Origin of the sequence: Acidithiobacillus acidisediminis (genome assembly GCF_023277115.1) — a bacterium.
Taxonomy (GTDB): Bacteria; Pseudomonadota; Gammaproteobacteria; order Acidithiobacillales; family Acidithiobacillaceae; genus Igneacidithiobacillus; species Igneacidithiobacillus acidisediminis.
The window spans coordinates 2,411,421-2,429,967 of sequence record NZ_JALQCS010000001.1 but is presented as its reverse complement, the minus strand read 5'-3'; the positions used below and the strand labels follow the sequence as shown (position 1 = coordinate 2,429,967).

14 protein-coding genes, 1 tRNA gene and 1 other RNA gene are annotated in these 18,547 nt (G+C 57.1%); 5 read left to right on the top strand and 11 right to left on the bottom strand.

Going from position 1 to position 18,547, the window contains the following annotated elements; genetic code table 11:
- Window positions 1-11: 11 nt before the first annotated feature.
- From acs to M5D89_RS12125, 3 genes are all read right to left on the bottom strand, one after another.
- Window positions 12-1,943 (bottom strand): acetate--CoA ligase, encoded by a 1,932-nt coding sequence (gene acs / locus M5D89_RS12135; RefSeq protein WP_248886056.1) that lies wholly within the window; start codon window positions 1,941-1,943, stop codon window positions 12-14.
- 297 nt (window positions 1,944-2,240) lie between these two features.
- The gene (locus tag M5D89_RS12130) at window positions 2,241-3,248 is read right to left on the bottom strand and encodes a L,D-transpeptidase (RefSeq protein ID WP_248886055.1); all 1,008 of its coding nucleotides are present in this window, start codon (window positions 3,246-3,248) and stop codon (window positions 2,241-2,243) included.
- Between the two features lie 10 nt (window positions 3,249-3,258).
- Complete coding sequence (locus tag M5D89_RS12125) at window positions 3,259-3,483, bottom strand: hypothetical protein (RefSeq protein WP_248886054.1); 225 nt, start codon at window positions 3,481-3,483, stop codon at window positions 3,259-3,261.
- A 206-nt stretch (window positions 3,484-3,689) separates the two neighbouring features.
- Between M5D89_RS12125 and M5D89_RS12120 the strand changes: the two genes are divergently transcribed.
- On the top strand, window positions 3,690-5,087 hold the full coding sequence (locus M5D89_RS12120; protein ID WP_248886053.1) for an MFS transporter: 1,398 nt from the start codon (window positions 3,690-3,692) through the stop codon (window positions 5,085-5,087).
- Here M5D89_RS12120 and M5D89_RS12115 read toward each other — a convergent pair.
- The 3 genes from M5D89_RS12115 to M5D89_RS12105 all read right to left on the bottom strand — a co-directional run bounded on the left by M5D89_RS12115 (window position 5,071) and on the right by M5D89_RS12105 (window position 11,078).
- Window positions 5,071-7,419, bottom strand: coding sequence for a sucrose synthase (locus M5D89_RS12115; RefSeq protein ID WP_248886052.1), 2,349 nt, complete (start codon window positions 7,417-7,419; stop codon window positions 5,071-5,073). The genes M5D89_RS12120 and M5D89_RS12115 overlap by 17 nt on opposite strands.
- Entirely contained in the window at window positions 7,416-9,530 is a 2,115-nt protein-coding gene (locus tag M5D89_RS12110) for an HAD-IIB family hydrolase (protein ID WP_248886051.1), read from the bottom strand. The genes M5D89_RS12115 and M5D89_RS12110 overlap by 4 nt, the downstream gene beginning before the upstream one ends.
- Before the next feature lie 93 nt (window positions 9,531-9,623).
- A complete protein-coding gene (locus M5D89_RS12105) occupies window positions 9,624-11,078 on the bottom strand; it encodes an exonuclease domain-containing protein (RefSeq protein WP_248886050.1) in 1,455 nt (484 codons plus the stop codon).
- Window positions 11,079-11,171: 93 nt separating this feature from the next.
- On the opposite strand from M5D89_RS12105, the gene M5D89_RS12100 reads away from it, so the two are divergent.
- Window positions 11,172-11,247: transfer RNA gene (locus M5D89_RS12100), tRNA-Ala, on the top strand.
- A 236-nt stretch (window positions 11,248-11,483) separates the two neighbouring features.
- Here the strand turns inward: M5D89_RS12100 and M5D89_RS12095 are convergent.
- Both M5D89_RS12095 and M5D89_RS12090 read right to left on the bottom strand, forming a co-directional pair.
- Complete coding sequence (locus M5D89_RS12095; RefSeq protein WP_248886049.1) at window positions 11,484-11,720, bottom strand: type II toxin-antitoxin system ParD family antitoxin; 237 nt, start codon at window positions 11,718-11,720, stop codon at window positions 11,484-11,486.
- A gap of 133 nt (window positions 11,721-11,853) precedes the next feature.
- Window positions 11,854-12,036 (bottom strand): hypothetical protein, encoded by a 183-nt coding sequence (locus tag M5D89_RS12090; protein WP_248886048.1) that lies wholly within the window; start codon window positions 12,034-12,036, stop codon window positions 11,854-11,856.
- 170 nt (window positions 12,037-12,206) lie between these two features.
- Between M5D89_RS12090 and vapB the strand changes: the two genes are divergently transcribed.
- Entirely contained in the window at window positions 12,207-12,437 is a 231-nt protein-coding gene (vapB, locus tag M5D89_RS12085) for a type II toxin-antitoxin system VapB family antitoxin (protein WP_248886047.1), read from the top strand.
- Window positions 12,434-12,841, top strand: coding sequence for a type II toxin-antitoxin system tRNA(fMet)-specific endonuclease VapC (gene vapC / locus M5D89_RS12080; protein ID WP_248886046.1), 408 nt, complete (start codon window positions 12,434-12,436; stop codon window positions 12,839-12,841). The genes vapB and vapC overlap by 4 nt, the downstream gene beginning before the upstream one ends.
- Before the next feature lie 207 nt (window positions 12,842-13,048).
- Here vapC and ssrA read toward each other — a convergent pair.
- Window positions 13,049-13,415: a transfer-messenger RNA gene (gene ssrA / locus M5D89_RS12075) on the bottom strand.
- A 128-nt stretch (window positions 13,416-13,543) separates the two neighbouring features.
- Here ssrA and M5D89_RS12070 point away from each other — a divergent pair.
- Window positions 13,544-14,845: an ISNCY family transposase gene (locus tag M5D89_RS12070; RefSeq protein ID WP_346347697.1), complete on the top strand. Its 1,302-nt coding sequence runs from the start codon at window positions 13,544-13,546 to the stop codon at window positions 14,843-14,845.
- Window positions 14,846-14,927: 82 nt separating this feature from the next.
- Here M5D89_RS12070 and mutS read toward each other — a convergent pair whose 3' ends face one another.
- Together mutS and M5D89_RS12060 are read right to left on the bottom strand one after the other, a co-directional pair.
- Window positions 14,928-17,474, bottom strand: coding sequence for a DNA mismatch repair protein MutS (gene mutS, locus M5D89_RS12065; protein WP_248886045.1), 2,547 nt, complete (start codon window positions 17,472-17,474; stop codon window positions 14,928-14,930).
- Entirely contained in the window at window positions 17,471-18,514 is a 1,044-nt protein-coding gene (locus M5D89_RS12060; protein ID WP_248886044.1) for a sensor domain-containing diguanylate cyclase, read from the bottom strand. Before M5D89_RS12060 ends, mutS begins: the two co-directional genes overlap by 4 nt.
- Window positions 18,515-18,547: the final 33 nt, after the last annotated feature.

The following is an 18,547-nucleotide window of genomic DNA, read 5'->3' as shown; positions in this document are numbered from 1 at the left end:
CCTGCGGCGCGTCAGTCTTCCAGGGTGCTGATATCCTGGGTAATTTCCTCCCCACGCGCGCGGGCGCGCAACAGGCGCCGCATGATCTTTCCCGATCGCGTCTTGGGTAGGCTCTCCACAAAGTGAATATCATCAGGGCGCGCGATGGCACCAATTAGATCCGTCACCTGCGCCCGTAGTGCTGCCCCTAACGGGTCGTGATCATCCCCTTGATGCGCGGCCTTGAGGATGACGAAGGCCGAGATGGCTTCCCCCTTGATTTCGTGCGGGATGCCTACCACAGCGGCTTCCGCGACGGCGGGATGCGCCACTAGGGCCGATTCGATCTCGGCCGTGCCCAGGCGATGCCCAGACACATTCAGGACATCGTCGATCCGTCCCATCACCCAGAAATAGCCGTCGCTGTCGCGACGCGCGCTGTCGCCCGCGATGTAGTAACGGTTCTGAAACTTTGCCCAGTAGGTCTGCACATAGCGTTCCGGATCGCCCCAGATGCCGCGCAGCATTCCCGGCCAGGGCTGATCGATTACCAGATAGCCGCCTTGATCTGCGGCAGAGATTTCTTTGCCCTGCTCATCGACGACCTTGGCGGAAATTCCGGGTAAAGGGAGGGCACAGGAACCGGGCTTGTTGGCACTGACTGCGGGTAAGGGGGCGATCATGTGCCCGCCGGTCTCGGTTTGCCACCAGGTATCGACGATGGGGCTGCGACCGCCCCCGATGCGGTCGCGATACCAGACCCAAGCTTCGGGGTTCATGGGCTCGCCGACGCTGCCGAGCAGGCGCAGGCTGCTGAGATCGTGTTTCTGAATCCAGGCGTCACCCATTTTCATGAAGGCCCGTACCGCCGTTGGCGCCGTATACAGGACTGTGATCCCGTGACGCTCGATCATCGTCCAGAAGCGATCCGGTTGCGGGTACATGGGGGCTCCCTCATACAGGAAGACCGTCGCCCCGTTGGCGAGGGGGCCGTAGACGACATAGCTATGGCCGGTGATCCAGCCAATGTCGGCGGTGCACCAGTAGACGTCGTCTGGGCGCAGGTCGAAGGACCAGTAACTGGTGAGCTTGGCCCACAGCAGGTAGCCGGCACTGCTATGTAGGATGCCCTTGGGTTTGCCGGTGCTGCCAGAGGTATAGAGGATGAAGAGCGGATGTTCGGCGGGAAAGGGGATTGCGGGACAGTGCGCGGATTGCCCGATCACCGCTTCGTGCCACCATAGATCGCGGCCATCCAGCATATCGATCTCGGCACCGGTATGTTGCAGGACCATTACGCGCTCGACCTGGTGTTCGTGTTCGCGCAGCAGCGCTTGGTCCGCGTGCCGCTTGAGCGGGACGATCTTGCCGCCACGGTAGGCCCCGTCGGCGGTGAGCAGGATCTTGGCGCCGGTATCCTCTAGTCGATCTTTGAGTGCTTCGGCGGAAAAACCGCCAAAGACGACGGAGTGCACGGCGCCGATGCGCGCACAGGCCAGCATGGCGACCACGCTTTCCATGACCATGGGCATGTAGATCACCACCCGTTCGCCCGCCTTTACCCCCTGGGCGCGCAGAGTATTGGCAAAGATATTCACTTCGCGCCAAAGCTGAGCGTAGGTGAGTGTGCGGACACTGCCATCTTCGCCTTCCCAGATCAGCGCCGCCTTATGTTTCTGCGCTCCCTGCAGGTGACGATCGAGACAATTGGCGGCGACATTGAGACTGCCATCGGCAAACCAGCGATAAAACGGCGCCTCGCGTTCATCGAGAACTTGCTCGAAGGGCTGCTCCCAGAGCAGGTGCTCTCGCGCGAGGGTGGCCCAGAATTGTTCCGGATCTCGCTGCCATTCGGCGCGTAGACGCTCATATTCGCCGTGGTCGATGTTCGCCCGCGCGGCAAAGGCCTCGGGTATGGGGAAAAGGCGTTCTTCTTGGAGATGGGAATCGATGGAAGTCGTCATGTCGTCGTCGTCTTAACCAGATTATGCGCTTGATGGTAAGACGAAGCGTCCGAGCTGGCAAACCGGGTCAGGGTCGCTGCAAGAGAATGACCTTGCGGCTGGCTCGGGAACAAAGTTTTGTAAATGCGGGTTGATACCCTGGCGGCAAATGCAAGTGCACGGTGCTGCTGCGCTAGGTGGGGACGACGAGGCTGGCCTGCTGCCGTTGCGTTTCGCCCGTGAACGCCAAAAAGCCATGGTCGGACACGGCACAAGCACAGCAAAGGATTGCCGAGAATAGCTTGCTGCTCGGTAGATTCATGCAGAACCCATGGCTTGATGATGGATGTCGGCAATCATCTGCTGGCGCAGCCGCTGCTGTGCCAGGAGAAGCTTTTCCTTTGCCGCTGGCATAAGCTGATAGTGGCCCACAATCGAGACCAGATCGCCGTAGTGCAGCAATTGAAATAAGTGGTGGGCATTCTTGTAGGGCATTTCGACGCAGCCTGCGCTTTGTGGCCAGCCATAGCCCTTGCGAGGGTAAAAATGAATCGCTCGGCCATTGTAGAAATAATTCACGAAACGCACATTGGGAGCGACATATTTTTGCCAGTAGACCAAATGTCCGTGGTAATGGCCGCGCTGCTTGTCCGACAAGCTGAGATATTTTGCCTTGCTTACCGGAATGGGAAAGGTCCCATGCATGGTGGTGTCCGCTAGGCGTTGGTATACCGGCCAGGTTCCATCGGGGGTGGAATGCAACACCCCAGTATTGACCACGGAATGATATTTCCACGCGCCGCGCCAATGAACCCGCTTGCCCGTGCTAGCGGGCACCTGCCAGAGTTGCAGCCGTTCTGGGTGATGGCTTTTCCGCACCTCTACCCACTGAAACGGATAGGGATTATTCGGGATGTTACCGAGCTCCAGGCGAGTGACCAGGGCTGTGCTTACCCGCCCGCGAGAAATCTGCCGAAATGGCAGAAGATGGGTGGCACGTTCGAATTGGATGATGCCGCTACGAAATTCTGGATTGAGCGGCGAGTAGCCCCAGGAATTCGATAATTGTTGTAATTTTTTCGGGATGGAAATATCCCATGCGGCTATGTTGCGCAGACCACCATAACGCTCCAGATACGTGCCATAGACGACATGGACATAGCCATGGCGTGCGAGCTTCTGCCAGACCCATTGCCAGGAGTGGGCGCTGTTGCCGCTGGTGCGAGCCCCAGTCGCAGCCTGTGCTGCACCGGCAGCACAAAAGCTGATGACAGGTAAAAGGCAAAAAAGAGCGAGGGGCTTACCGATGCGATACGGAGTCCGCATATTCGGTAGTTTACAACCCGCCTTGGTACTTTAAGGAAACCTCATGACACTGCGGGCAAACAAATACCCGTACCGCCATTTTTTTCTCGAACGCCTCTTCCGCGTCATCGGCGAGTTGGCCCCCTAAAGCTGCCGCGCCCGCACCCAGTATTCCCGTCAACCCGCCCATGCGAATCCCATGGGAACCCATATCCTGCATGGCAGTCTGGCAGGCCGGACAATTCACTGCTGGCATCTCTTCTTTCCCAAATCCAAACATAGTGCGGCATCCTTTTTTGGTTGCATGATACCTCATGGACCATTCGTCCGGTGCATTGGTTCCGGCTGCAACGCAAGCCAAGGTCGTGCCGTCGGGGAACTATGAGCGCTGGATCCATTCATAAACCTTATAAGTCGTCGTTATCGTCTATTGGTACCTGGGTCCATGGACAGGGAGGTCTTATGCAGGAGAAGGATTTAGATAGGGCGCTGCGCTCGTCCCTGGGGCGCTTGCTACGGGCTAAGAATCAGCTGGAGCACCTGCGTCAGGTGTTGGCTGAGCCGAAACGATGGTTCTCCACCTGGTTTTTGGCCTATGGCGTTCTCGGGGCTGTCTCCTCCGGGCTTTTGCCAATTTTGTTGCCGCTGATGATTGTCGCGCTGACCCACCATCTCAGCTGGGTTGCCTATGTCATGGGTGGTTTCAATCTCGGCCTGCTGACGTCGCCCCTCTGGGGGGGCTTGGTCGATCGCTTTCACCTGCATCGCCTGGTCTTTTTTGCTGGCTTTGTGCTCCTCGCCGCAGCGACGGTAAGCATGCCGTTTCTGGCAAATGTGTGGATCTGGGCGGGACTCGCCTTCCTCGCTGGTATGGGTACGTCTGCCGCAGCGACGGTGGCCAGCTTGTTCGTTGTCGAGTTCGATCCTCCGGCGCACTGGGAACCACGTCTCGGCTGGTTGCAGACCTATAACGGCAGTGGCCAAGTCCTGGGTCTACTGCTTGCCGGGATTTTTGTGGCAAATTTTCGTTTGGGTCTGTTTGCCTGTGCGGCGCTGATCGTGCCAGCGCTGTGGTTTGGTGCGCGTGGCTTGCCTGCGGCCTCCCAGAACAACGCAGTAGAACGTCTAGGTGCCAACCTTCGTCGCCTCGACTGGCGCTTCCTTGCCCAGTTTGGGCGCCCGATGTTGCCGGGTGGCGGCATCTTGCGGTTTTCCCACCATTTGTCTCTGCGCGGCATTCTGCGCTCCGGCGAGGTCCTGCACACGCGGTTTGGACGCTTTCTTTTCTCTTGGTTCATTGTTGCCTTTGGTGTGGCTGCATTCTTCTCCTATTTCCCGGTGGCGATGCAGAAGGCCTACGCCGTCTCTCCCGCGTTGACCTCGTCGGCCTATGCCATTACTGCGGCAATTGCCTTGGTGCTCTACTCCGTTGGCGGGCAACTGGCGGGACGCTTTGGCGCCGGCCGAGTGTATCGTTGGTCTTTGTTGCTGCGGCTATTGGGGTTCTGTTTTCTCTTTGTTGTCTTTGTTCTGCCTTTTCCGAAAAGTGTCATGGGCTTGCTTGGATTCATTTTGATTATTCTAGCCTGGCCGTTGCAGAGTATTTCCGGGATGACGCTGACGGCTCGCCTGACACCATTCAGTCAGGGCGCTGCCATGGGTTTATTCAACGCGAGCGGGGCGATTGCTACGGTCATCGGTACCTTTCTCGGTGGACCCTTGATCTCCTGGCTGGGCTATCCCGTGCTCTCGGGGATGGCGATCCTGGGTGTTTTGGCAGGATGGCTGTCAGGGCATCATCTGCAAAATGACGCCGTTCCTGCGGTGGCGGTGGCCGCCGCCGCTACATCGACTCCCTGACCTGCTGCGCGAGAGGGCGCCACTGGAGGTGGTAGAACATCTGTAGATACCGCCGCAGCTCCTGCCGCTCCAAGCGGGAGCTGAATTTCCAGAAACCATAGATCCGCGCCAGAGTCATCAGGCGTCGCGCATACAATTCCCAAGTATAGCGCTCGGCAACACGCGCAAGTGCTTGCTCGGACATCGCTTGCCATTGCGCCGGGTCATTTTGTGTTGTTTCCAGAAAATCGGCAATCCTATCGGTCATTTCGATAGTGTTATTGGGATCAATATGAAATCCACTGACGCCATCCTCGATGATCTCGAAAGGACCACCAAAGCGGGTGGCAAAGACCGGCAGCCCACAGCTCATGGATTCGATTACCGTCAGACCAAAGGCCTCGAAGATGGCTGGCTGTATGAACACCCCTTTCCGATCCGCAACATAGCGATAGAGCTCGCCAGCAAGATTTTTATCGAGAAGACGACCAATCCAGCGAATTTGACCATCTAGCTCATGGTGGCTGATCAAATCGTGCATCTGCTGAATTTGCTCGCGCTCTTCGGCATCTCCGGAGCCCTCCACATCGAGGCGACCGGCAATCACGACGAGATTGGCAAGCGCACGTAAGCGATCGGATTGGCCATATGCGGCAACGAGTCCAGTGATGTTTTTGATGCGATCCAAACGCGCCATGGTAAAGAGGATCGGCTTCTCTGGTTCGATAAGCTGCCCGCGAATGTCGGGTCCCGGCGGTGCGGAGAACAACATCTCCTCAATCTCCGGATGCAGACTGGATAGCCGTTTCTCCGCTTCTTGTCCAGAAAAATAGTAAGACGGATTTGCGCCCGGTGAAACGATATTGAACTTTCGGTCATAGACATCAATGCCATTGATGACCCGGTATAGACCAGGCAAGGTGAAGTCCGCATAGCTCTCATACTGCCCCATGGTGTTTTGCGTGCCCGCAATTTCCTGATAGGTGCTGGAGATGATGATATCAGCGGCATTCATGGCGATGAGATCGGCCGTATACTGGCAAGCAAAATGGTGCTGCTGCTCGTGCTCCTGCCAGTAGAGATCGGACAGGATATATTTCGATTTCTCGAGTGCGTGGGCAATATTGCATTGGGTAACATTCATCCGCTCACTCAAGATGCTTGCCACAAGATTGCCATCGGAATAATTACCAATGATCAAATCCGGCGTCCGGCCCAGCTCGGCGCGAACTTGATTTTCCAGGTCCAGTGCATAACGTTCGAGGTAGGGCCAGATTGCAAAGCGAGAGATCCAGTCGTTGATGATGCGTCCGTTTTCACTGCGAAAGGGGACGCGTAGGATTTGTACGTTGTTGGTTCCTACTACATTTTCTAATGGCTGGTCACAAGTCGTCCCATCGGCATTGGGAATGAGGCGGGTGGCAAGGAGGATGCGCGGGACCAGATCCGTCAGCCCCTGTTCTGCCAAGCGAATACGCATTTCCTGTTCCAGCGCGCGCACCTGATCCAGGATGTAGACGACCTGACCGCCGGTATCGGGCCGCCCCAAGACACGGTCCTGTGCGAACCAGCCATGCACGGAAACGATCAACGCCGTCGAGATCATGGGGATTCGATCGATAAACTGTTCGAGCAGATCGGCGGCAGGCGCTTCGAGTATGCTAAGCAATATCTGCATGGTTTCGCGCACGCGTCGGACAGTGTTGCCCCAGCCCGGTGCATAACCTCGGCGGCGCATTTCTTCAGCGATCTCTTCCCATGGGGTCGTGGCTGGCAGAGTCCGTAAATATTGAATCGTTTTTTGTAACTCATCAAAGCTGGGAGGGGTGCCCGTCAGCATCAGCGGGTGCCCGTTCAATTGATGCACCGTGAGGAAGCGCAGGAGCTTTTCCTGACCTTTCTGTGCATCCTTGAAAAAATCTCCAGCAAGTTGGCGATTCATATACAACAGGCCCTGACCAATGGATTCCTGGTTGTGTGGCCGCCTCTGATCATTGTTGAAGGGACCAAAATCAACTGTGAGAGAGGCATCTAACTTTTGTCCAGGATTGATGCAAGTTTCTTTGAAATGAAGATATTCTTCGACAGTGATTTCATCTATTGAGATGCTTTCGGCATGTAGACGGAGATATTGCCACTCCCCGGGAGCCAGGCGGAACGCCATGAAAATCCAGGGGTCCTGAATGGTAGCCTCCTCGGCTACAGCAATAGAGAGGTCGGAAAAATATTCTTGCCATGCAGTGAAGATGTCGGTTTTGAGAAGAAATAATCGCTGGTAATTCAGCAGGGTGCGGGTGAAGGAGTAAAACTCATGGCGTTTTGTTTCAACCAGTTCACGTAATTCTGTGATCATTCCTGCTCCTTTATTGGAAACCCATAATGGGCAATGCCTTCAAGAATTCCGGCAGCATAGGCTCCATGGGCAAAGTAACAATTAGGGTGATCCCGCAATTCTTCCAATTCTGGACTGTGATTACCGACAATGACGGCCAGCGTATCTCCACGTAGCATTTCTGCATCGTTTCCTGAATCCCCGGCGACCAAAAACGATTGCATGCTTTTTCCCCAGCGGTAAGCTAGGAAATGTAATGCGTGCCCCTTGGATGCTTGCACTGGCAGGACATCGAGAAAGCGGCCATGGGAAAAGATCATTTGGGCACGTAGATTTTTTTCCTGTAACGCCTGTTCTGCGTGACGCACGGAATCGGGATGTTCTGGGTTCACGTAATAACTGACTTTACAGGCGCGCTGCGCGCTGTTTTCCTGTAGGCGTAATCCTTGGATTCCGCGCAGGGTGCTGACAATGCTGTCGCGCTGCCAAAGATGACGAATATGGCTGTCCCAGGCCGCATCCGGTGTATGGTCCTTGCCAAAATAAATCTCGCTACCGACATCGGTGATAAAGAGTTCCGGTGTGGGTGCGTTGGCAGCCCGCAGCACCTCCAATGCGCCCTTCAGGGTACGGCCAGTGGCGATACCAAAAGCAACCTGGTGCCGGTTTTCCAATAGCCAATCACCCAGGCGTGCCAAGGCGTCAGCGTCACCGATGAGGGTGTTGTCAATATCGCTGATCAAGAGTTCACGCCCACCGAGCCAGTCGGAACTCCCGGGTACGGGTTGGCGCAAAACCGCTAATCGCCGTTCCCGTTTACGATAGCGTTGACGAATCTTGCTCAGGCGATGCAGGTAGGTATCAACATGATTTTTCCAGCCATAATGACGCTGTACGCCGCGCAGACCCGAACGCGCTCGTTTGAGCCAGAGGCTGCGATCTTGCAGCGCCTCTCGCAGTGCGCCCTGAATATCCGATGGATCCAGGGGGTCGACCAGACGGCCATTGTGACAATTGGCAATGATATCCGTAGGCCCGCCATCTGCTGTAGCCACAATCGGCAGGCCAGAGGCCGCCGCCTCAAGCAGCGTGAGGCCAAAGGGTTCGGTCAAGGCGGGATTGATAAAGACCCCGCCCAGACGCGCTGCCCAGCGGTAATAGGTGGGTATATCTTCGGCTTCGTGATGCTTGGGAATGGCAACGGAGCCATAGAGATCATGATCGTCGATGGCGAAGAGAAGGCGCGTCAGCACCCGTTGAGCGGCGCGTGGTAGAGCCCCCAGGCTGTCGCGTTGGCCGAGAACCAGTACCAGGTTCGCATGCGCCCGCAGCCACGGGTCCTGCGCAAAGGAGTCAAGAAGTTGCAGGAGGTTCTTGCGCTCGTCTGGGCGCGCAATGGCCAGGATGGGTGGACGTTTGGGGTGGCGCAAAAATTTTTGTACCGCCGCAGGCTCAGATATGGTGCTCGTGCTAGGCGGTCCAAAGCGTGTCAGGTCCACCCCTGGGGGAATGACCATTACAGGTGGGTGCGCGTCGTATCGCCCATATTGCTCGGTTGCCTCTTGATTCGTGCTGGCGATGACCAGGGTTGCCTGCTGGAGGATCTGTTCTTCCGCGGCAATCCGCTGTTCTAATTGAAACTCGCGCTCAATGCTTGGCGGACGGCGACCTGCAGCCAGCAAGCGTTCCTTTTTTATCCGCCCGAGGGAATGCCCGGTATGCAATAGGGGAATCCCCAGCAGTTGAGAAAGTTGCATCGCTACATAGCCAGCGTCGGCGTAATGGCTGTGCAGGAAGTCGGGTAAGCGTTCTTGCGCACGCAGATAATTCCAACACCGATCCACCAGAGTATCGAGATATTTCCAGAGACTTTCTTTGCGCAGATATTTTCGTGGGCCAAAAGGTAGCCGAACAATCTGTGCCTTCGGCACGATTTCTTCTCTCTCCGTTCTATAAATACTGGGAAGTGCAGGATCGACAATTTGCCTGGTAATCAAATCCACGCGCTCGACGAGTGGGCTCTCGGCCAGCGTCCGTACCAGATCGAGTACATAGGTAATCTGGCCACCGGTGTCCGGGTCAATACCAAGTTCTGGCTCCTGCGCGCGAATCCGCCCGTGCACGCTCAACATGCAAAGATACAAATTCCGGTCACCAGGACGCCATTTTTGCGTTCCCATCATACTTATAGATAGCAGAAAGATGGGGATAGTTCCAATAATCCGCTAGTCGGGTTGCACAGCATAATCGGCGCTCTGGCGCTCCAACGGGCGCCAATCGTTGTCCAGTTCCAATATTTGTGTTTCGGATTTGCCGATATAGCGAAGCAGAATGCGATAGGTATCCAGGTCAAATGCGGGCATATCCTTCAGTGCGGTCTTTTCCTTTGTTCTAGCGTCCAGCATGCCGATGTGGCGCCACTGCTCAAAGACGTGAATGCAAGAACCGTCTTTCTCCTCGATGAACCCGATGGGCCCGGAAAAAGGCCAATGCTGGATTTGCAGCTTCTGCAAAGCCTCTTGCAAGCGCAGGTCGTGGCTGGCGAGGGATTCTTGACCCACACAAACGCCCTGGCAGCGCTTGATTTGCTGGCCGAAGCACGCACCAGAGCCTTTTTGCAGCCCCAGACGGTGATCACAAAGTCCCCATTCCTGGGCCAGATGTCGAAGTGCAGCACGCGCCTGATGACGGTTGGCAAATACCCCATAACAGACGCCAGGTCTTGGCTCTGATCCGCACAGTATTGTGGGTTTCTCCTGTTCGGGGCCTAACCAGAAAATAGTGCAGAGCTCCTTTTTTCTGCGCAACTGGCGATTGTAGAGGGGATGCTTTTCTTTCACGAGGCGAGATTCCAGGAGCAGCGCGGAAAGCTCGCTATTCGTTTCTATCCATTCAATGCGCTCGAGCTGTTGGGACATCTGCAGCTCTCGCGTTTGACGAAAATCATTGCGAAAATGTTCGAGTACTCTTCGACGCAGATGGATGCTTTTACCGATATAGAGCGGTAGATCGGAATGCCCATAAAAAAGATACACACCAGGGCGATTCGGTAATTGTTCCAAGACATCGGGGTCGATGTTCGGTGGCAGACAGTTCTGGTCCCATTGTATGCGACAGGCATGCAGCAGGTCGTCGTAACGTTGCTCCGCCATCTGACGGAGAAAATCTACTACTACCCGGGCATCGCCGAGGGCGCGATGACGATCGGCACAGGGAATGGCCAGGCGTTCCATGATCGCGTCCAACCCGTGACGGCGCTCACTGGGAAACAGCCGCCGTGATAGTTTGACGCTACACAGAGATTTGGTTTTGAAGGGCACTTGCGTGCGGAGAAAGGACTGGCGCAGAAAGGCGAGGTCAAAGCGGGCGTTGTGCGCGATGATGATGTGTCCGCGCAGCCGCTGCTCGAGCTCCGTAACGATATCCTCGAAGCGTGGCTTGCCCCGTAGCATGTCTGGATAGATCCCCGTCAGTTGCGTGATGTAGGGGGAGAGTCCACAGCCGGGATGCAAGAGCTGGCTCCATTCTTCCTGTCCGCGTTCCATAGACAGCGTGACGATACCGAGTTCAAGGATGGCGTCTCGTTGTGGATTCCCTCCTGTCGTCTCCAGGTCCAGGCAGGCGATGGGCTGGCCCAAATCCGTCAGTAAACGGGAGAGAGAGGGAGGAAGTCTCGTCATGCGTCTAGTGTAGCGGGGATTTGCCGAATGAGAAGGAAAAATACCGGTGATTGCATTGGCAAGGCGTTGCAGATATCATCTGCCACTCAAATTGGGGCGGTAGCTCAGCTGGGAGAGCGTCGCGTTCGCAATGCGAAGGTCGGGAGTTCGATCCTCCTCCGCTCCACCAAAAAACTTGAAGGCCCGGATATGTTCCCAGGTTCTGCTAGTCCGCGAGAAGTCATCCGTGAAGGGTTTCACAGGCATAGCGCTCAGCTCTAGGGGCCATTGCTCAAAGTCACTTTGCCAGCGACAACCCAGATCCGCAGGAGGCTGCCATGGCCTCTTGGGTTTTAGTCAGACAGTAGGCAATGACCTCATCGAGATCCCGGTCGGCCTGCTCACGCGGGACGACTAGTCTGCGCTTCACGCCTTGGCGTTGGCAGCCTGGCGCACACGATCTCGCAGGCCCCCGAAGTAACTGGCATCGGCAGGTGCCGCCGGGTTGGATGCCGCACCGGCCAGCAGCAGGCCACGCAGTTGCAGGCGATCCTGGTCCTTGCGGATCAACTCGCGCACGTACTCGCTGCTCGTGCCGTAGCCGCTCTGGCTGACTTGTTCATCCACGAAGGACTTCAGCGTGTCGGGGAGGGAGATATTCATCGTGCTCATGGCGCAAGTGTGGGTGCTTTGGCAAAAGTCGGCAAGAACCGTATTCCACCACACCGAAAGTAGGCATCCATGCCCTGTAACGCTTCTCCCTGTGCCAGGATGTATTGAGGGGCTTCCTGGACGATTAGCGTCCAGTGTCGTCAACGCAGGCGATCCAGACCGCGAGGGGCAATTGCTGGTGGACGAAGTCTTGGAAAAGCTGAGCTGGAAGGATAAGACGGAACGGATTTGCTTGGCGGCGCTCGATACGCAGCCAGCCTGCATAGGGTCCCGCAAACTTCATTTTTACCGTTACCGGTCGTCCCATGTCTCAAACTCCATACCCGTACTGGTTGGGTATAGATTAGAGAGAGGATGGACGGGTCCGTTATGAGGTCGACTGTTTCTGTCTCCATCCGCGAAAATCGAAACACACCTAATTGACAACGGGCACCTCTATGGATATCCTTGTGCCATATACAACATGAGGGGTCTACCATGGAACAAGCCACCGTTTTCCAGATCAACCGCAGCCAAGCGGTACGTCTGCCCAAATCGATTGCGTTTCCGGCAGATGTAAAGCGAGTGGACGTAGTCGCTATAGGTCGCATGCGCATACTGGTTCCGGCTGGTGAATCTTGGGAGAGCTGGTTTGACGGAGAAGGGGTCAGTGCCGACTTTATGGAGAACCGTGAACAAGCCGGTGACCAGACACGGGAACCCTTGTGATCAAATATCTTCTGGATACGAACATTTGTATTTTCACTATCAAGAACAAGCCGCCAGAGATCCGTGACCAATTCCTGCGACACCATGGGCAAATGGCCATCAGCACGGTCACCTGGATGGAGTTGGTCTATGGCGCCGAGAAATCCCAGGCACCTGAAGACAACCTGTCCGTGATTGAAGGATTTGCTGCCCGGCTGGAAGTGCTCGAATACGGAAGCGAAGCCGCCAAGCATACGGGGCAGTTCCGCGCGGAATTAGCCAGGATTGGTAAGCCCATCGGTCCTTATGACCAGATGATTGCCGGCCACGCGAGAAGCCTGGGATTGATTGTCGTGACCAACAATATGCGGGAGTTTGAGCGTGTTCCAGGTTTGCGTGTCATGGATTGGCTGAACGTGCGATAGGGAATGCCGAAGCCAATGCAACGCCCCTGATCCTGCTGCGACACGGCCAGCCTCGCCAGGATCACCATTGGCAAAGGGTACTGCCCCATCCCCTTGCGGAAGCGATCTAACGCTTCCAGTGCCCACAGCACAGGTGGCCGGGACCCCGCGTCCCGCGGGGATTTCAGACAAGAAAAAGGGCCCGGAGATGATCCGAGCCCTTGTATGTGGTGGAGGCGGCGGGAATTGAACCCGCGTCCGCAAGACCTAGACCACCGGATCTACATGCGTAGTTTGTCTATTGGGTTTTAACCCGGAGCGACTCCGACAAACAGGATGCGCTCCCAGCGATTCGGCTTTATTTTAACGCAGGATCCACCGACCAGATCCGGCGCGATTCCATGTTTCGTCGACCCCCCGCAGGCCTTGCGGCCACCGAACCCATGGACAAACCCGGGCAGAGGGCTCACTGCTTACGCAGCGAGGGCGTAATTGCTGTCGTTGGCAATTATGAATCTGCGACCAGTTTAAAGAGCAAACCGCAGCTCTGCATGCACCGAAGGCTTCGCGACCTGCGTCGAAGCCGGTCGCCCCCTTTCACAGTCTTGGACTATACCCCCACTCGAAAGGTTCCGAAAGCCCCCGCAAGCTTGTGTTAGCCCCAAGCAGTAATGTCCCCTTTGTCCAATTCTAGAATGTCCCCTTTTGCGTTGTGGGGGCGGCATGGGCGAGGAGTACAACACGATGAGCTATCGAGAGATGGATCGACTGGAGTTGCTGCAGGCTCTGATGGGTAAGCAGCTCCGGCAACGGGAGGTCGCCGAGCGGCTGAGTCTGAGCGTGCGCCAGGTCAAACGCCTTGTCGCACGGTATCGGGCCGAAGGGGCCGCCGGGCTGGTGTCCCGGCAGCGCGGCAAGCGGCCCAACAACCGGATTTTGGACTCGGTCCGTGAATCCGCCATCCAGTTGGTGCAGACGCACTACGCAGACTTTGGGCCAACGCTGGCTCGGGAGAAATTGGAAGAACGACATGGCTATCAGCTCTCTACGGAGACGTTGCGCCAGTGGATGATGGCCGAAGGTCTGTGGGTGGCGAAGCGGCGCAAGGCGGCCCGTATCCACCAACGACGGCCCCGACGCCCTTATCTCGGTGAACTGGTACAGATCGACGGCTCGCCCCACGACTGGTTCGAGGAGCGTGGCCCCCGCTGTACCCTCATCGTCTTCATAGACGATGCTACTAGCCGCCTGATGGCTTTGCATTTCGTACCAGCCGAGACTACCCAAGCGTATATGGAGACGCTGCGAGCGTACCTGAAAGCGCATGGTCGCCCGGTAGCCCTGTACTCCGACAAGCACAGCATCTTTCGCGTCAATCACCCCGATCAGGAGGGAGTACCCACCCAGTTCACTCGCGCCCTGCAGACCTTGGATATCCAAGCCATCCACGCCAACAGCCCGCAAGCAAAGGGGCGGGTCGAACGGGCCAATCAGACTCTACAAGATCGCCTGGTCAAGGAGCTACGCCTGCAGGGCATCTCCGATCTGGAGGCTGCCAACGCCTTCCTGCCGGAGTTCCTGGCCGATTACAACCGGCGCTTTGCTGTCTCCCCGCAACATCCCCAGGATGCGCATCGTCCCGTACTGCACAACCCAGAAGAATTGTCCCTGATCTTCTGCCTGCAGCACACCCGCAAGCTCTCCAAAAACCTGAGTTTTCGCTTCCAGAACCGCGAATACCAACTCACGAATTACAGCAGTGGCTACCGCCTACGCGGTGCCAGTGTAACCGTCTGCCAAGCCTTCGACAGCAGCATTACCTTGCTGTATCAGGGACAGCCCCTAACCTACCGGATCCTCGCCGAGGGTGAGCCCCCCATCCCCTTGGACGATGAGAAAAGCCTGCACTTACGTATTGAGCAAGCTGTGAAGGAGCAGGCCCAACGGAGCCACTGGAAACCCGCGCCCGACCATCCCTGGCGACGATACCCTCAGTCTAAGCCCGCTCACACATCCACCCCCTGAACTCCCTCCAAGGGGACATTCCTGTCTTGCTCAAAAGGGGACATTCCTGCTTTGGGTTGACAGCCCCCGCAAGCTTGCGTGCTTAGGGAGTCTTCTCCCATAACTCGCGCAGTCGATAAAGGATATCGAGGGCGGCGCGCGGTGTACATTCGTCTGGACGGATCTCGGCCAGCAGCTGCAATACCGGATGCGTTGCCTCGCTGAACAGGGAGAGTTGATGATTGTGGGCGTTCGCCGGGGCGGGTGTGGAATTCTCCAATGTCGCCAGACGCTCGCGCGCCTGCCGCAGCACATCCTCGGGCACTCCGGCCAAACGCGCAACCGCCAGGCCGTAACTCTGGGTAGCTGGCCCAGCCTCTAGCTGGTGCAGAAAAGTCACTTGATCTGCGTTCGCAATGGCATCGAGATGAACATTCGCAAGCTTGGGGTGCTGCAGTTCGGTAAGCTCAAAATAATGGGTGGCAAAGAGGGTGAGGCTGCCGAGGCGTAACAGTTTCTCGACGCTGGCCCAGGCAATGGCGAGGCCATCGTAGGTGGCTGTGCCGCGACCGATTTCATCGAGAATGACCAGGCTTTGCGCAGTGGCCTGATGCAGAATCTGCGCAGTCTCCTGCATTTCGACCATGAAGGTGGAGCGGCCGCCGGCCAGATCGTCGGCTGCGCCTATACGCGTGAAAATCTGGTCGATGGGGCCGCAGAGAGCGCGTTGCGCCGGTACCCAGGCACCGATGTGCGCCAGATAGACAATGAGGGCGTTCTGGCGCATGAAGGTCGACTTGCCGCCCATATTCGGGCCGGTAATGAGTAGCGTGCGTCGCTCTGCGTTCAGATGCAGGTCGTTGGGAACAAAATGGGCGCCCAACTCGGCCTCTACTAAAGGATGACGGCCAGCGTCGATTTCCAGGACGGGTTCGTCACAAAACTCCGGGGCGTGCCAGCGTAGGCTTTGCGCGCGCTCGGCAAAATTGGCCAGCAGGTCCAGCTCCGCAATCTGTTGTAAAAGTGTCTGTAATTTCTCTATTTGCGGGTGCAGGACGCGGACGAGTTCGACAAATAATTCTCGCTCCCGCGCCAGGGCCCGGCTCTCTGCCGACAGGACGCGATCCTCGATTTCCTTGAGGGCAGGGTTACTGAAGCGCTCGGCATGTTTGGTGCTTTGACGACGCTGATAGTCGGGTGGAATTGGTCCTGCATGGCTGCGCGGAATCTCGAAAAAATAGCCATGCACGCGATTGAATTGCACGCGCAATTGCGGAATAGCGCTGCGTTCCCGCTCGTACTCTTCCAGGGCGGCCAGTTCGCCGGCGACGTGTTGTTCGATATGGCGAAGACTGGCCAGCTCCTCGTCGTAGCTGTCGCGTAGAAAGCCGCCATCGCGCTGACTCAGCGGGACTTCGTCCTGTAAGGCCCGATGCAGGAGCTGGTGTACAGCCGAAAAGTCGACCTGCTGCAGGGAGAGTCGAGCAGGCAGGCCATGCTCTGTCAGTCCCTCCACAGCCGCCTGAATTGCAGGCAGGCGCTGCAAAAATTCACGCAATTGCGCAAGATCGCGTGGACTGGCACGCTCCAGGGCAATGCGGGTCAGGACTCGCTCAGCATCGGCAAGGCCGTGCAAGGCTTGCTGCAGAGCGCGGTAACGAGCTCCCTCCACCAAGCTGGCTAGCGCGCGGTGGCGGTCGAAGAGGCCTTCTCCCTGGCGCAACGGGCGCAACATCCAGCGGCGCAGGAGCCGTGCCCCCATGGCCGTCTGGCAATGTTGCAACAGCTTCCACAGGCTGGGTCCCTCGCTATCGCGGCCAGAGAAGATCTCCAGGGCACGCAGGGCATTGGCATCCATGCCCAGCGTTTCACTGGGACGTTCGGGAATGATGGACTGTACCTGACTGAGCGGCGCCTTGAGTCGCGACTCGGCATAGTCGAGGAGCGCGGCCGCAGCGCGCAGAGCGAGGGGGTGACTGTTGACGCCAAAGCCTCCCAGACGGGAGCCGAAATAGCGCCCGAGGATGCGCTCGCAACTATTGGCTTGAAAAGCGCTTGTGGGAAGGGATTGGCATCTTTCCATCGGCAGATCTGACCATCCCTGGATTCCTTCCGGCACCAGAATTTCCGCTGGTTGAAGCTGACGCAAGCGGTCGCCGAGATTGGCGGAGTCGGTAAAGTCCTGAACCCGTAGTTCGCCGCTCGCCACAGCCAGGATCGCCAGCCCTAAGGCACCCCCAGCATCAGCGTGGATCGCGGCAAGCAGGGCTTCTTGCTCGGGCTCGAGCAAGGAGCTATCCACCAGAGTGCCCGGTGTCAGTACGCGAGAGATGGATCGCTCCACCGGCCCCTTGGCCAGGGCGGGATCACCAATCTGTTCCGCGATGGCGACCGTGAGCCCGGCACGAACCAAACGCGCCAAATAGCCTTCGGCACTATGGATGGGAACGCCCGCCATGGGGATCGGTGCGCCAGCGCTCTGGCCACGGGTGGTCAGGGCAATGCCCAGCAGGGCGGCAGCCCGTTCGGCGTCGGCATAGAAAAGCTCGTAGAAGTCCCCCATACGAAAGAAGAGCAGGGCATCGGGGTTCTCCGCCTTGAGGGCCAGATACTGGCGCATGACGGGGGTGTGGCTTGGAACAACACTCATTTTGAGCGTCGAAGGATCTTGCGGTAATACATGAGGTGATCTGCACGATTGAGAAGATCTTCGGCAGTTTCATCGGGTTGGGAGAGAACAACCCCCACGCTCGCGCCACGATAGGCAATATTCACCGGCCCGATGTTATAGATGCCCTCAACACAGTTCTCGATGCGCTGCTGCCACGAGGAGAGGTCATCGTCGGTGGCTTCCGGCGCCCAGCCATAGACAACGAACTCATCTCCGCCATAGCGACCGAGGAAGTCTCCCTGTCGTAAACTTGTGCGCAAGCGATGCGCTACTTGGCGGAGGAATGCATCGCCAACCTGGTGCCCATGCTGATCATTGATTTCCTTGAAATGATCGAGGTCAATGAAGGCTAGTTGGACACGATTGTTTTTGCGTGCGGCATTCGCCAGGGTGCGACCCAAGTCGGCCAGGAGTGCCCGCCGATTAGCAACGCCGGTGAGGGAGTCTTCGTGAGCATCGCCGCGTAGAGAGAGATTTTCCGCTTCCAGTCGACGCATGAGCAAATCATGCTCCCATTGTCGACCAATGAGCTTGGCCATCATTTCCAGGAGTGCATATTGAGGTGGTTGCAGGGAGCTTGCCTGACGATCGATAGCACACAGGGTGCCGGTCAGTCCTTGTGGTTCGACGAGAATGGGTACCGAGACATAACTGCGGATTCCCAGCGATAAGGCGAGCGTTGCATCGGGCCAGTGCGTTGGCACATCAACCGCCGTTTGCAACCGCTCTTCGAGACAACGCTTACACAGGGTCTCCTCCCAAGGAGAAGAGGTTCCCACCGGCAGGCCAAAATCCCCAGTGGCAAAGGAGTACAGAACCTTCTGCGACTGCTCTCCATGATCAATAACGGTTAAAAAGGTATTTTCAAATTCACTGATCTTGGCCAGTAAACGCAGAAGACTCTGCACCAACTGCTCGAATCGCTCACTCTGGGTAACTGCATCGACCAGGGACTGGAGAATCTCCGAGCACTCCGCGTCGATACGACCACTGTGGTTAGGGTAATCCACTATAGGCATAAAATCAGCCAAGTCCCGAGGCGTGAGCCTCGG

What these genes read in the sequence shown, in the direction of transcription:
- M5D89_RS12110 (WP_248886051.1), bottom strand. Translation starts at nt 9,530, where the DNA reads ATGTTGAGCGTGCACGGGCGGATTCGCGCGCAGGAGCCAGAACTTGGT.
- M5D89_RS12090 (WP_248886048.1), bottom strand. Translation starts at nt 12,036, where the DNA reads ATGGGACGACCGGTAACGGTAAAAATGAAGTTTGCGGGACCCTATGCA.
- acs (WP_248886056.1), bottom strand. Translation starts at nt 1,943, where the DNA reads ATGACGACTTCCATCGATTCCCATCTCCAAGAAGAACGCCTTTTCCCC.
- M5D89_RS12115 (WP_248886052.1), bottom strand. Translation starts at nt 7,419, where the DNA reads ATGATCACAGAATTACGTGAACTGGTTGAAACAAAACGCCATGAGTTT.
- M5D89_RS12130 (WP_248886055.1), bottom strand. Translation starts at nt 3,248, where the DNA reads ATGCGGACTCCGTATCGCATCGGTAAGCCCCTCGCTCTTTTTTGCCTT.
- vapB (WP_248886047.1), top strand. Translation starts at nt 12,207, where the DNA reads ATGGAACAAGCCACCGTTTTCCAGATCAACCGCAGCCAAGCGGTACGT.
- M5D89_RS12125 (WP_248886054.1), bottom strand. Translation starts at nt 3,483, where the DNA reads ATGCCAGCAGTGAATTGTCCGGCCTGCCAGACTGCCATGCAGGATATG.
- mutS (WP_248886045.1), bottom strand. Translation starts at nt 17,474, where the DNA reads ATGAGTGTTGTTCCAAGCCACACCCCCGTCATGCGCCAGTATCTGGCC.
- M5D89_RS12105 (WP_248886050.1), bottom strand. Translation starts at nt 11,078, where the DNA reads ATGACGAGACTTCCTCCCTCTCTCTCCCGTTTACTGACGGATTTGGGC.
- M5D89_RS12095 (WP_248886049.1), bottom strand. Translation starts at nt 11,720, where the DNA reads ATGAATATCTCCCTCCCCGACACGCTGAAGTCCTTCGTGGATGAACAA.
- M5D89_RS12120 (WP_248886053.1), top strand. Translation starts at nt 3,690, where the DNA reads ATGCAGGAGAAGGATTTAGATAGGGCGCTGCGCTCGTCCCTGGGGCGC.
- M5D89_RS12060 (WP_248886044.1), bottom strand. Translation starts at nt 18,514, where the DNA reads ATGCCTATAGTGGATTACCCTAACCACAGTGGTCGTATCGACGCGGAG.
- M5D89_RS12070 (WP_346347697.1), top strand. Translation starts at nt 13,544, where the DNA reads ATGGGCGAGGAGTACAACACGATGAGCTATCGAGAGATGGATCGACTG.